The 12,588-nt window shown below is 70.9% G+C and carries 14 protein-coding genes and 1 riboswitch; of the genes, 1 reads left to right on the top strand and 13 read right to left on the bottom strand.

All coding sequences use genetic code 11. From position 1 onward, the window contains the following. Window positions 1-54: 54 nt before the first annotated feature. Together ACFWAR_RS22040 and ACFWAR_RS22035 are read right to left on the bottom strand one after the other, a co-directional pair. Window positions 55-1,287, bottom strand: a complete 1,233-nt coding sequence (locus tag ACFWAR_RS22040) for a cytochrome P450 (protein ID WP_385779613.1) — start codon at window positions 1,285-1,287, stop codon at window positions 55-57. Further along, window positions 1,268-2,029 (bottom strand): tRNA-dependent cyclodipeptide synthase, encoded by a 762-nt coding sequence (locus ACFWAR_RS22035; protein WP_385779611.1) that lies wholly within the window; start codon window positions 2,027-2,029, stop codon window positions 1,268-1,270. Before ACFWAR_RS22035 ends, ACFWAR_RS22040 begins: the two co-directional genes overlap by 20 nt. Window positions 2,030-2,282: 253 nt before the next feature. Between ACFWAR_RS22035 and ACFWAR_RS22030 the strand changes: the two genes are divergently transcribed. Next, window positions 2,283-2,495, top strand: a complete 213-nt coding sequence (locus ACFWAR_RS22030) for an EF-hand domain-containing protein (protein WP_354379979.1) — start codon at window positions 2,283-2,285, stop codon at window positions 2,493-2,495. A 218-nt stretch (window positions 2,496-2,713) separates the two neighbouring features. On the opposite strand, the gene ACFWAR_RS22025 is transcribed toward ACFWAR_RS22030, so the two are convergent. The 11 genes from ACFWAR_RS22025 to gcvH form a co-directional block, all read right to left on the bottom strand. Further along, window positions 2,714-3,280 carry a PadR family transcriptional regulator gene (locus ACFWAR_RS22025; protein WP_385779609.1) on the bottom strand — a complete coding sequence of 189 codons (567 nt, stop codon included), beginning with the start codon at window positions 3,278-3,280 and terminating at the stop codon, window positions 2,714-2,716. A gap of 48 nt (window positions 3,281-3,328) precedes the next feature. Continuing rightward, window positions 3,329-4,168 (bottom strand): energy-coupling factor ABC transporter ATP-binding protein, encoded by an 840-nt coding sequence (locus ACFWAR_RS22020; protein WP_385779607.1) that lies wholly within the window; start codon window positions 4,166-4,168, stop codon window positions 3,329-3,331. Further along, complete coding sequence (gene cbiQ / locus ACFWAR_RS22015) at window positions 4,165-4,914, bottom strand: cobalt ECF transporter T component CbiQ (protein ID WP_385779605.1); 750 nt, start codon at window positions 4,912-4,914, stop codon at window positions 4,165-4,167. The genes ACFWAR_RS22020 and cbiQ overlap by 4 nt, the downstream gene beginning before the upstream one ends. Window positions 4,915-4,918: 4 nt before the next feature. Continuing rightward, window positions 4,919-5,269: an energy-coupling factor ABC transporter substrate-binding protein gene (locus tag ACFWAR_RS22010; protein ID WP_385779603.1), complete on the bottom strand. Its 351-nt coding sequence runs from the start codon at window positions 5,267-5,269 to the stop codon at window positions 4,919-4,921. After that, window positions 5,266-5,976, bottom strand: coding sequence for an energy-coupling factor ABC transporter permease (locus tag ACFWAR_RS22005; RefSeq protein WP_385779601.1), 711 nt, complete (start codon window positions 5,974-5,976; stop codon window positions 5,266-5,268). Before ACFWAR_RS22005 ends, ACFWAR_RS22010 begins: the two co-directional genes overlap by 4 nt. Window positions 5,977-6,005: 29 nt before the next feature. Continuing rightward, window positions 6,006-6,223, bottom strand: a riboswitch (cobalamin riboswitch). Between the two features lie 40 nt (window positions 6,224-6,263). Continuing rightward, the gene (locus ACFWAR_RS22000; RefSeq protein WP_385779599.1) at window positions 6,264-6,824 is read right to left on the bottom strand and encodes a hypothetical protein; all 561 of its coding nucleotides are present in this window, start codon (window positions 6,822-6,824) and stop codon (window positions 6,264-6,266) included. A gap of 138 nt (window positions 6,825-6,962) precedes the next feature. Then, window positions 6,963-7,274 (bottom strand): hypothetical protein, encoded by a 312-nt coding sequence (locus ACFWAR_RS21995; protein ID WP_385779597.1) that lies wholly within the window; start codon window positions 7,272-7,274, stop codon window positions 6,963-6,965. Window positions 7,275-7,529: 255 nt separating this feature from the next. Then, window positions 7,530-8,912 (bottom strand): L-serine ammonia-lyase, encoded by a 1,383-nt coding sequence (locus tag ACFWAR_RS21990; protein WP_385779595.1) that lies wholly within the window; start codon window positions 8,910-8,912, stop codon window positions 7,530-7,532. 130 nt (window positions 8,913-9,042) lie between these two features. Next, window positions 9,043-10,710 carry an APC family permease gene (locus ACFWAR_RS21985; protein ID WP_385779593.1) on the bottom strand — a complete coding sequence of 556 codons (1,668 nt, stop codon included), beginning with the start codon at window positions 10,708-10,710 and terminating at the stop codon, window positions 9,043-9,045. 182 nt (window positions 10,711-10,892) lie between these two features. After that, window positions 10,893-12,149 carry a serine hydroxymethyltransferase gene (gene glyA / locus ACFWAR_RS21980; RefSeq protein WP_385779591.1) on the bottom strand — a complete coding sequence of 419 codons (1,257 nt, stop codon included), beginning with the start codon at window positions 12,147-12,149 and terminating at the stop codon, window positions 10,893-10,895. A gap of 15 nt (window positions 12,150-12,164) precedes the next feature. Beyond that, a complete protein-coding gene (gene gcvH, locus ACFWAR_RS21975; protein WP_385779589.1) occupies window positions 12,165-12,548 on the bottom strand; it encodes a glycine cleavage system protein GcvH in 384 nt (127 codons plus the stop codon). Window positions 12,549-12,588: the final 40 nt, after the last annotated feature.

Below are 12,588 nucleotides of genomic sequence, written 5' to 3'. Positions count from 1 at the left end.
GGTGCCCCGGAGGTCCGCCGACCTCCGGGGCACCGTCACGTGCGGCGGCCGCGCCTACCAGGCGACGGGGAGCCGCTCCGGGAGCCGCTTGATGAAGCCCGTGCGCCACACCAGGTTCTCGGCCGGTACCGCGAGCCGCAGCCGCGGCAGCCGGTCGACCAGCACCGACAGCGCGATCTCGGCGTGGGCGCGGCCCAGCGCCGACGCCGGGCAGAAGTGCCGCCCCGCGCCGAAGGCCAGGTTCGCGTTCGGCGCGTCGCGCTCCAGGTCCAGCTCGTCCGGTCGCTCGAAGGCCTCCGGGTCGAAGTTCGCGCCTTCGAGGAGGACGAGGACCAGCTCGCCCTCCTTGATCAGCACGTCCCCGACCCGGACGTCCGCCAGGGCGATGCGCGGCAGCCCGTCACCGACGGACAGGTTCCAGCGCAGCAGTTCGTCCACGGCCCGGCCCATGCGCTCCGGGTGGGCGCGCAGGTAGTCGATCAACTCGGGCCGCTGGAGCAGCGCGAGGACCGCGAGCACCAGGAAGGCCGAGGTGGAGACCGCGCCCGCGCCGAAGAGCGAGACGGCCACCGTCGCGAACATGTCGTCGCTCAGGTGCGCCGACTCGGGGTCGGCCTCCCTCAGCTCCGCGAACTTTCCGAGGAGCCCCGTTCGCTCCTCGGCCGGCAGCGCCAGCTGCGCCCGCAGCGCGTCGGAGAAGTACCCGACGTCCTTGTACCAGTTGAGGGCCGAGTCGGCGAAGGGCTCGCGCGCGGTCATGAAGGCGACGTCCAGCCCGGACATCAGCCGCCGCCAGTCCTCGAAGGGCACGCCCAGCACCTGGCAGTGCAGCGCCGCGGAGAAGGGGTCGGCGAAGCCGGCCCGCAGGTCCGCGGGTCCCCCCTCGGCGACGATCTGGTCGATCAGCTCCCCGGCCTTGGCGGCAAGCCACTCCTGGAGCCCCTTCTGGCGGGGGTTGAGCGCCTTCATGACGGCGTTGCGCAGCCCGGCGCTGTTGATGTTGCCCATGTTGTTGACGACCTCGGGGGGGATCGTCAACGCGTACTGGCGGGGCACCCCGGCGTTCGCGGTGTCCTTGAGGCTGAAGCGCTCGTCCTCCAGCACCTGCTTGGCCAGCGCGTAGCTGCTCACCAGCCAGGCCGGGTCGCCCGTGAGGGTGCGGACCTTGGCGACCGGGGCCTTCTCGCGCAGCCACGCGCACTCCTCGGGCAGCACGTCGCCGCGCCGGGAGAGGGGGAAGTCGAGGACCGCCGCGTCCTCCGTGCCCTCAAGCTGCTCGACGCTCATCGACGGTCCCTTCGGTTGGTGCGGTGTGTGCGCTGTGCGTGGTGCTCGCGAGGACCTCGGGCCGTACGACGGCGGAGGCCTGGTTGCGGGTGGCGCGGAGGCCGCCGCCGCGTGCGTAGAGGACATCGGTCAGCGGCATCTTGACGTGGTAGGCCGCGACGGAGGAGGGCACTCCGAGAATGCTCGGGGTGTCGAGGAAGAACGGCAGCTCGGCGGCCATGTAGTCGAAACAGACCCGCAACTGCTCGTCGGTGATGGATTCGCCCTCGGGGAGTTTCGAACCCACGAAGTGGAGTGCCATTTCCTCGCACCCCTTGCGGAATTCGTCGTCGGTTTCCAGGAAATGCAGCACGCGTCGGTGCAGAAGTTCGTACACCGGGTTGCCCTGGAATTCGGAGAGTGCCCTCACCCGGATCTCCGCGTCCTGGGGAGCCGATTCCCCGACGCCCTTCAAGATCCGCCGCCGGACCGCCTTGATCTCCTTGGTGGCACGCTTCTCGGCGTGCTCCTGCGTGTAACCGAAGGCGGCGAACATCCGGTCCACGTGGAGGTCTGCGTAGACGAAGTCGACCTGCGCGAAGCGGGTCGTGGCCCACTGGGTGAGGCTGCTGATGCGCTCGGCGGTGAAGTAACTGTTACCAGGACTTACGCCAATCAGCACATGGTCGCCATCTTCCCAGATGTGGCGGCAGGTGCGGGTGAAGGGCAGAACTTCGAATGATGCGTCAACTGTGATCGTCACCTGTGTGATCGCCCTTGTTGCCGCTTGTCCCTGGGAGCCCTGCGCTCCTGGTGTGGCGGCAATGTCGGTACGTTATGCCGTGATCCCGGAGCGTGACAAGTGGGGGTCCGATTTGTTGGCTGGAATTGTTGCTTCCGCCTTACTCCGGGGTAATCGAATTTCTATCGACCGCTCGATCGGGCCCCCCGGCGGGAGACGCCTCCCGGGGCCGCTACCCTGAGCCGGTCAACAAGCACCAAGAAGGGGTGGACCCATGGCGGACATCGAGAGCGCGCGGGCGACGTTCGACCGCTTCGACGCGGACGGCGACGGCTTCGTCTCGGCCGACGAGTACAGCGCGGCCATGAAGGCGATGGGCGACGCGTACGTCACCGGTGCCGTCGCGGACGCGATCGTCGCGAGCAAGGACGCCAACGGCGACGGCCAGATGAGCTTCGACGAGTTCTGGGCCTCCCTGAACAAGTAGTCCCTGCCGGTCAGCACCGCACGCGCCTGCGCCCCCACCTGCCGGGGCAGGGGGTGTCTGGTGGGTCTCCGCGGCGTCGCGACGCCCGGCACGCACTCTCGCCGCACCGGCCGAAAGCCCGAGTACGTCCAGTACGCGGACTTCCGGCCGGCGCACCGAGAGCACGCACCGGACGCCGCTCCTTCCCCACGGAGACCCACCAGGCACCCCCAGGCGCGTCAGCGCCCGCCAAGCTCCTCGCCGGGCTCCTCGGACAGGCGGTCCACCTCGGCCACCGCCTCCTCCAGCCAGCTCAGCCAGAAGGTCTCCAGGGCGAGCCCGCCGTGCAGGACGAGGCGGCGCACCCGGTCCTCGTCGGCGTCCCGGCCCGGCGGGAAGTCCCGTGCGTCGATGGCCTCGTACTCCGCCAACTGGCGCCGGTGCAGCTCCAGGTGGCGCCGCAGCTCCGGCCCCAGCCCCCGCACCCCGACCACCCCGGCCGCCCGCACCCGCAGCAGCAGCGGGTCCCGGATCGGCTTGGGATCCTGGCTCTCCCCGATCCAGCGCGCCAGTTCGGCGCTCCCGGCCGCGAGCACCTCGTACTCCTTGCGCTGGCCGCGCACGGGCTGCTCGCTCGGCAGCGCGCGGATCAGCCCGGCCTCCTCCAGCCGCCCCAGCTCGCGGTAGATCTGCTGGTGCGTGGCCGACCAGAAGTACCCGATCGACTTGTCGAACCGCCGGGTCAGCTCCAGACCGGACGAGGGCTTCTCCAGGAGCGCGGTGAGGATGGCGTGCGGCAGCGACATGCGGTCATCCTAGGTTCGCCCGGACCGGGCACCGCGCCCCGGCGCCGCTCAGCGCCAGGCGGCCAGGGCCTCCGGGGTCCTGGGGCCCGGTGCCTGCGGGGCGAGCAGGCCGTGGGCGCGCAGCACGGCCGTCACCGCGGGGGACCAGGCGGCGCGCAGCCCCGCCGAGGCGAGCAGCTCGGGGTCCGCGAGCAGGGTCTGCGCCGGGCCGAGCCGGATGCCGCCGGGGGTCAGGATCGCGGCGTCGTCGGCCCACCGCACGGCGAGGTCCACGTCGTGCGTCGCCATCACCACGGTCGTCCCGGCCGCGCGCAGCCCCGCCAGGGCCTCCAGCAGCCGCTCCTGGCCGTCCGGGTCGAGCCCGGCCGTCGGCTCGTCCAGGATCAGCACCCGGGGCGCCATCGCCACGGCGCCCGCGATCGCGGCCCGCTTGCGCTGGCCGTAGGACAGCAGGTGCGTGGGCCGGTCCCGCAGCGCGGTGATGTCGAGGGCGGCCAGCGCCGCGTCGACCCGGTCCCGCACCTGCGGGACCGACAGCCCCAGGTTCATCGGACCGAAGGACACGTCCTGTTCCACGGAGGCGGCGAAGAGCTGGTCGTCCGGGTCCTGGACCACCAGCTGCACGGCCTTGCGCAGCCGGGTCAGCCCGGCGCGGCCGTAGGAGACCGCCTCCCCGTCCAGGTACAGCTCGCCCGCGTCGGGGCGCAGCCCCCCGCTGAGCAGGCGCATCAGCGTGGTCTTGCCGCTGCCGTTGCGGCCCAGCAGGGCCAGGGCCCGGCCCGGGGCGATCGGGAAGTCCACGCCCGACAGGACGGCGGGGCCGTCCTCGTAGGCGTAGCCCGCGCCCGCCAGCCGGACGAGCGGTTCGGGTTCCACGGGTGCGTTCACGAGACGAAGTCCTTCGAGGCGAGGGTGACGGCGACCAGCGCGGCGAGCAGGGCGCCCGACGCGGTCAGGAACCGCCAGGACGGGGAGGACTGCGGTACGAGCACCCGCAGCGTGCCGTCGTAACCGCGCCCCGCCAGCCCGCTCTGGAGCCGGGAGGCGCGGTCGAAGGCGCGGACGAAGGCGGTCGCCGCCAGCCCCGCCACGGACCGCCACGCGGCGGCCCTGCCCGCGTGGCCGAGCCGGGCCGCCTGGGCCCGGCGGACCTGGGCGAGGGAGTCCAGCAGCAGGAAGCCGATCCGGTACATCACCAGCGCCACGTCGACGACGGGCGCCGGCACCCCGGCCCGCACCAGCCGGGGCAGCACGTCCGAGACCGGGGTGGTGAAGGCGAACAGGAGCACGCCGAGCGAGGCCGCCGACGTGCGCAGCAGCAGTTCGACGGCGTGCCGCGGGCCGTCCGGGGCCAGGGCGACCAGCCCCGTCGGACCGCCCACCGCGAACAGCAGGGGAGCCGCCCCGGTGAAGCAGAACCCGAGCGGGATCCGGAAGGCCCGCCACAACTGCCGCGGGGGCACCCCCGCCGGGCCGAGCAGCACGGCGAGGGTGGTGGCGGCCACCAGCGGTCCGCCGGGCCAGGGCGGCAGGCAGACCGCGGTGACGGTCAGCCCGAGCCCCAGCAGGGCCTTCTCCAGGGGGTGTCGGCGGCGCCAGCGGCTGCTGTGCGCCGCGGCGTCGATGGGCAGCACCGCCTCACGCGCCCCGGGAGCCCGGGTCGTCCCCGCGGTCCGCGCCGGCCGCGGCGGCGGCCTCGCCCTGACGGCGCCCGCGGCGCACCCCGAAGTAGTAGGCGAGCACGCCCGCGCCGAGCGCCGCCTGGAGGGCGAAGAGCGCCGACTCGACCTCCCCGGAGGGGGGTTCGTACAGCGGTGAGAACCACGGCTCGTAGTCCGGCTTCAGCTCGGTGATCGCCGTCTCCGCCTGCGCGTCCGCGCCCGCGAACGGCTCCTCCTTGCCCTCGCCGAGGCCCAGGGCGATCGGGAGCACCGCCAGCGCCGCCACCAGGAGCAGCAGCAGGGTGTTGATCTTCGCGTTCCTGGTCATCGGACGGCCGTCCCCTGCTCGTGCCGCGCGGTGCCGCGGGCGCCGGTCAGCCCGGCCACGCCGAGCCGGACCAGGTCCGACTTGCTCGACTGCATCAGCAGCCGCATCACGAGCACGGTGAGCAGGCCCTCGCTGACCGCCAGCGGGATCTGGGTGACGGCGAAGATCCCGCCGAACTTCGCGAGCGAGCCCGCGAAGCCGGACGCCGGGTCGGGGAAGGCCAGCGCGAGCTGCACGCTGGTGACGCAGTAGGTGATCAGGTCGGCGAAGAAGGCGCCGAAGAAGACCGAGACCATCAGGGGCGCGTCGAACCGCTTGAGCAGGCGGTAGACGGCGTACCCGGCCCAGGGTCCCGCGATCGCCATCGAGAAGACGTTCGCGCCGAGCGTGGTCAGCCCGCCGTGGGCCAGCAGCAGGGCCTGGAACAACAGGGTGATCGTGCCGAGCACCGCCATGATCGGCGGGCGGAACAGGATCGCGCCGAGCCCCGTCCCGGTGGGGTGCGAGCAACTGCCCGTCACCGAAGGGATCTTCAGGGCGGACAGGACGAAAGTGAACGCACCGGACGCCCCGAGCAGCAGGGTGCTCTCGGGATGCGCCTTGACCTCGCGGGTCAGGGCGCGCACGCCGTGGACGACGAAGGGGGCGGACGCGACGCCCCAGGCGGCCGCGTGCAAGGGGGGTAGGAACCCCTCGGCTATATGCATGTGTAGGGAGACCTCTCCAGCACCTCGTGGATGGAACAACGCACCCCGGTCGGTCTCCTGGCTCACGGGTGCTGATGCCGCGGCGCCGCCTTCCCGGTCCGGTCGGTCTCCCGCCCGGTCCAGTGGCTCCCCGCGGGGATGGCGCCGGACTTCCCGTTCACAGTGGCGAGGGCCGCACCGGTTTCCCACCGGTTTCCCGTACACCAAGGCCCGTTGACCCTACCTGACCAGGGCCAACGGGCCGTCGGCGGCGCAGCCGCGCGGGTGTGCGCGGCACCCGAGGCGTCTCAGCAGACGTTCGGGTGGGCGATGTCGACCACGAAGCGCTCCGGGTTGTGGAGCGTGGAGGTGGTGAACTGCGGTGCGGTGTCGAAGGCGGCGCCGAAGGTGACGTACCCCTCGAAGTCGCCGGTGAAGGCGAGGCCCTTGAGCTTGCTGAGGTAGATCTTCTGGAGCCTGGGGCCGGTGTAGACGGAGTGCCCGGCGTCGTCGTGCGCCTGGGCCGGGTGCAGGCGGATCTCCAGGAAGTACTTCCCGGCGAGCGGGACGGGCTTGCCGGAGCCGTCGTAGACGAGCTCGGACACGGGAGTGACGGTGACCCCGGGGACGTAGCCCTGGAGGTCGACGACGATCCGGTCGTAGGTGCAGTGCCCGCCCCAGCGGGCATTGGTCACGAGCGGGGTCTGGGTGGCGGACGCCGAGGCCGGCGCGGCGAGCCCGAGGCCGGCGGTGAGGAGCAACCCGGCGGTGACGGCCGCCAGCCGCCGCCGGTGGACGGAGCCGGGGCGCGTACCGCGCCGCGACGAGTGGACGGAGTTGCGGACGGAGCGTATGAGGTGGTCCAGCATGACGTCCCCCGATTCTTCGGATGTGGGGACAGTAGTGTCATCGTGGAAGACACGCCATACGGCCTCGCGGTTGCACGCGGCGCACGGCCGGGGCCCGGTCCGCCGATGCGGACCGGGCCCCGGGAGCGGTCGTGCGCCTTACGGGACCGGGTTGAAGACCACGGACTCGTGCGTGTTGGACTGCCCGATGGCGGTGAAGCCGGAGCCGTTCGACTGCGCCGTGTTGTTCTGGTTCGAGGCTCCGGAACCGGTGGCGACCTGCTGCGCGGTGGAGGAGTTGCCGAGGTTGCCGCCGCCCACCCCGCTGCCGAGGATGCTGGCGACGGCCGCGTTCGACGCGTTGGCCGCGCCGGCTCCGTTGTCGGCCTGCGCCACGCCCGTGCACAGGGCGGCGGCGAGGGGGAGCGCTGCGAGCGCCGCCATCACGCGGATGGTGCGGATGCTTGCCATGATCGAGTCCTCCAGTGAGCAAAAGGCATGTGGTCCAAGACGGTTGGCCGACCGCCGGGTACTGCGTGCAACGTCGCAGGTCCCACCTTTGCGTACCGGATCATGAAGAAACCAGCCCAGACACGGTGGTTCCCCCTCAAGCATGATCAATCCATTTCAAACAAATGTTTCCCGCCATTTATGCGGACTGGATTGTCCAGAAGGGGTGCATCTGGGCTGGTCGGTGGTGCCGAACGGCACGGCATCACGCCGTGATCAGCACTCGATGACGTTGACCGCGAGGCCGCCGCGGGCCGTTTCCTTGTACTTGATCTTCATGTCGGCGCCGGTCTCCTTCATGGTCTTGATGACCTTGTCGAGGGAGACCTTGTGGCTGCCGTCGCCGCGCATCGCCATCTTCGCCGCGGTGACCGCCTTGACGGCCGCCATGCCGTTGCGCTCGATGCACGGGATCTGCACCAGACCGCCGACCGGGTCACAGGTCAGGCCGAGGTTGTGCTCCATGCCGATCTCGGCCGCGTTCTCCACCTGCTCCGGGGTGCCGCCCAGAACCTCGGCGAGGGCGCCCGCCGCCATCGAGCAGGCCGAGCCGACCTCGCCCTGGCAGCCGACCTCGGCGCCGGAGATCGAGGCGTTCTCCTTGAACAGCATGCCGATGGCGCCCGCCGAGAGGAGGAAGCGGACCACGCCGTCCTCGTCGGCCCCGGGCACGAAGTTCATGTAGTAGTGCAGGACCGCCGGGATGATGCCCGCCGCGCCGTTGGTGGGGGCGGTGACGACCCGGCCGCCGGCCGCGTTCTCCTCGTTGACGGCCATCGCGTACAGCGTCGCCCACTCCATGGCGTGCGCCTGCGGGTCGCCCTCGGCGCGCAGCTGGCGGGCGGTGCCCGCGGCGCGGCGCTTGACCCGCAGACCGCCCGGCAGGATGCCCTCGCGGGACATGCCGCGCGCGACGCAGGCCTGCATGACGCGCCAGATCTCCAGGAGGCCCTCGCGGATCTCCTCCTCGGTGCGCCAGGCCTTCTCGTTCTCCAACATCATCGAGGAGATCGACAGGCCGCTCTCGTTCGCGAGCCGCAGCATCTCGTCACCGGAGCGGAAGGGGTACTTCAGCACCGTGTCGTCGAGCTTGATCCGGTCCTCGCCGACCGCGTCCTCGTCCACGACGAACCCGCCGCCGACCGAGTAGTAGGTCTTCTCCAGCAGCGGGTTGCCCGTCTCGTCGTAGGCGAAGAGGGTCATGCCGTTCGCGTGGTAGGGCAGCGACCGGCGGCGGTGCAGGATCAGCTGGTTCGGCTCGTCGAAGTCGATCTCGTGGCCATCGCCTATTTCCGCGCCCAGCAGGCGCAGCCGACCGCTCTGCCGGATCCGCTCGACCTCGGCGTCGGCGGTCTCCACGTTCACGGAGCGGGGGGAGTGGCCCTCCAGGCCCAGCAGGACGGCCTTGGGGGTGCCGTGGCCGTGCCCGGTGGCGCCGAGCGAGCCGAAGAGCTCGGCCCGTACGGAGGAGGTCTGGGCGAGGACACCGTCCTTCTTCAGCCGGTTCACGAACATGCGCGCGGCGCGCATCGGGCCGACCGTGTGGGACGAGGACGGACCGATGCCGATGGAGAAAAGGTCGAAGACGGAGATGGCCACGGTGGCGGACTCCCTTGTCTGCTCGTGGGGTGGGAGGGGGCAGGAGAGGTGGATTGTTCGGATTTTGTCCGACAGCCGAGCTTAACGCGGTGAGGTGAACGGCTCGGCTGCCGGACGGGTCACGGAAGGGTCAGGCGTGCGACAGCTCACGTCCCCGCTCGTCGGCGGCGGCGCCCTCCGCGGCGGGCCCGGCCGCGTCGGGGTCGGCGTCCAGCACCGGGTCCGGGCCCGGGAGCCCGTCCCGGTGGGCCTTGATGCCGGCCCGCACGGCCCAGTAGTAGACGGCGACGGCCATGCCCGCGACCAGGGCGATGTCCAGGCCGTCCGGGATCCGGCCGGTGCCGCCGAAGTCGGTGCTGCCCAGGTAGGACAGCAGCGACAGGCAGCCCAGGAAGACGACGATCCACCAGGCCGGGGCGAACTGCCTGACCAGGTCCTTCTCGCCCTTGCGGGCCAGTACGACCGCCGCGATCGGGGCCGCCACCAGGGTGAGCGCGGTCACGATGCCGGTGTTCGGCCACTTCGACCAGTACAGCGCGCAGGCCGCGAAGACGAAGGTCAGCGGGCACAGCACGGCCGCCAGGGGCAGCCGGAAGGGCCGCTTGAGGCCGGGCTTGGTGACCCGGAAGACGCCGACCGCGATGGGGCCGATCAGGTAGGAGATGACCATGGCGGCCGAGATGATCGGGGCCAGGGTCTTCCAGCTGTGGCCGACGGTGACCAGCAGCAGGACGGAGAAGCCGAGGTTCAGCCACATCGCGGGCCGTGCGGTGCCGTAGACGGGGTGGGTCTCCTTGAGCTTCTTGGGGAAGAAGCCGGTCTCGGAGAGGTTCTGCACCATGTACGCGGCCGAGGCCACGTTCGCGATGTTGGAACCGGCGGGCGAGATGAAGGCGCCGAACTGGAGCATCACCACGACCCAGTGGATCATCAGCAGCTTGGCCAGCTCGGCGAAGGGGGAGTTGAAGTTCACCCCGGCCCAGCCGCCGGCCTGCGCGAGGTGCTCGGGCGGTACGGCGCCCAGGAAGGCGGCCTGCAGGGCCAGGTAGATGACCAGGCCCAGGGAGAGCGCGCCGACGAGGGCGATCGGGATGGCGCGGCCGGGGTTCTTGGCGGCCCCGCCGAGGTTGACCACGGCCTGGAAGCCGTTGAAGGCGAAGACCACGCCGGAGGTGGTGACGGCCGTCAGGACGGCGGACCAGCCGTTCGGCGCGAAGCCGCCGTGCGCGGTGAAGTTCTCGGTGTGGAAGCCGGAGGCGACCAGCGCGATCACGGCGAGCACCGGGATGGCGAACTTGACCAGGGTCAGCCCCGCGTTGATCCGGGCCAGCAGCTGGACCGACCAGTAGCAGGACAGCCACAGCAGCACGGTCAGCGCCAGGGCGACCAGCATGCCGAAGGTGGTCAGCTGGTGGGACCGGGCGTCGACCAGGTCCTTGGCCCAGTCGAAGCTCCAGGAGGACATGTACTGGGTCGCGGCGATCGACTCGATCGGGATGAGCGAGGCGACCGCGATCCAGACCGCCCAGCCGGTGATGAAGCCCAGCACCGGACCGTGCGAGAGGTGGCCGTAGCGGGCCATGCCGCCCGGGATCGGATAGGCGGCGCCCACCTCGGCGTAGGACATGGCGATCATGCCGATGAAGACGGCGCCGATCACCCAGGCGACGAGCGCCGCCGGGCCCGCGACCTGGGCCGCCGTACCCGCTCCGAAGAGCCAGCCGGAGCCGAAGATCGAACCGATGCCGATCATGATCAGCGCGAAGAGACTGAGTCCCTTCCTGTTCGCTGCGCTCATGTCCATGAGATGGGGTGTCCGTCCTGACGGGGAATGCCTGGCTGGCTGCTGCCGCGCCTTTACGTGAAGCCTATTTGCCGTAATTTGGCTATTTCATAGGCAGAAAGGCATGCCCGTCTGGGACCTTGGTCGCCAAAGAGGGCCCGGGCCTGTGGAAAACAGGGCCGGACCCTCCGGGCGCGCTAGAGCGACGGGTACAGCGGGAACTTCGCGGCGAGCGCGGAGACGCGCGCCTTGAGGTCCTCGGCGTCGAACTCGGGCTTCAGCACGGCGGCGATGACCTCGGCCACCTCGGTGAAGTCCTCGGCGCCGAAGCCGCGGGTGGCCAGCGCCGGGGTGCCGATCCGCAGGCCCGAGGTGACCATCGGCGGCCGCGGGTCGTTCGGGACGGCGTTCCGGTTGACCGTGATGCCGATCTCGTGGAGCCGGTCCTCGGCCTGCTGGCCGTCCAGCTCGGAGTCGCGCAGGTCGACCAGGACCAGGTGGACGTCCGTACCGCCGGAGAGCACGGAGACGCCGACCTTGGTGACGTCCTCCTGCACCAGGCGCTCGGCGATGATCTTCGCGCCCTCCAGGGTGCGCTCCTGGCGCTCCTTGAACTCGGGCGAGGCGGCGACCTTGAAGGAGACCGCCTTGGCCGCGATCACGTGCTCCAGCGGGCCGCCCTGCTGACCCGGGAAGACCGCGGAGTTGATCTTCTTGGCCAGCTCCTGCGTGGACAGGATCACGCCACCGCGCGGACCGCCGAGGGTCTTGTGCGTGGTGGTGGTGACGACGTGGGCGTGCGGCACCGGGTTGGGGTGCAGGCCCGCGGCGACCAGACCGGCGAAGTGCGCCATGTCGACCATCAGGTACGCGCCGACCTCGTCCGCGATGCGGCGGAAGGCGGCGAAGTCCAGCTGGCGCGGGTAGGCGGACCAACCCGCGACGATCATCTGCGGCTTGGACTCCTTGGCGAGGCGCTCGACCTCGGCCATGTCCACCCGGCCGGTCTCGTCGACGTGGTACGGGACCACGTTGTAGAGCTTGCCGGAGAAGTTGATCTTCATGCCGTGGGTCAGGTGACCGCCGTGGGCCAGGTTCAGGCCCATGATCGTGTCGCCCGGCTTCAGCAGCGCGAACATCGCGGCCGCGTTGGCCTGCGCACCCGAGTGCGGCTGCACGTTCGCGGCCTCGGCGCCGAAGAGCGCCTTGATGCGGTCGATCGCGATCTGCTCGACCACGTCGACGTGCTCGCAGCCGCCGTAGTAGCGGCGGCCGGGGTAGCCCTCGGCGTACTTGTTGGTCAGGACCGAGCCCTGGGCCTCCATGACGGCGACCGGAGCGAAGTTCTCCGACGCGATCATTTCCAGGGTCGACTGCTGGCGCACGAGTTCGGCGTCGACAGCGGCGGCGACGTCCGGGTCGAGTTCGTGCAGCGGGGTGTTGAGAACAGACATCAGGATCCCCTGGGGTCAGTTGTCGGAGTGGGTGAGCTCGGCGTACTGCTCCGCGCTGAGCAGGTCGTCCGGCTCGCCCGCGAGGCGCACCTTGAACAGCCAGCCACCCTCGAACGGAGCGGTGTTGACCAGCGCCGGGTCGTCCACGACGTCCTGGTTGGCCTCGACCACCTCGCCCGTGACGGGGGAGTACAGGTCGCTGACGGACTTGGTCGACTCCAGCTCGCCGCAGGTCTCGCCCGCGGTCACGGTGTCGCCCACGGCGGGCAGCTGTGCGTAGACGACGTCACCGAGCGCGTTGGCCGCGAACTCCGTGATGCCGACCGTCGCGACGCCGTCCACGGCGTCCGACAGCCACTCGTGCTCCTTGCTGTAACGCAGCTGCTGGGGGTTGCTCATGACCTGATTCTCCTGGATGCGGGGGAGTGCTGATGAACAG

Source organism: Streptomyces sp. NPDC059917, from assembly GCF_042730635.1.
Classification (GTDB): Bacteria; Actinomycetota; Actinomycetes; order Streptomycetales; family Streptomycetaceae; genus Streptomyces.
Note: the sequence above shows the minus strand (reverse complement) of the source record. Positions and strands in the feature narration are given on the sequence as shown.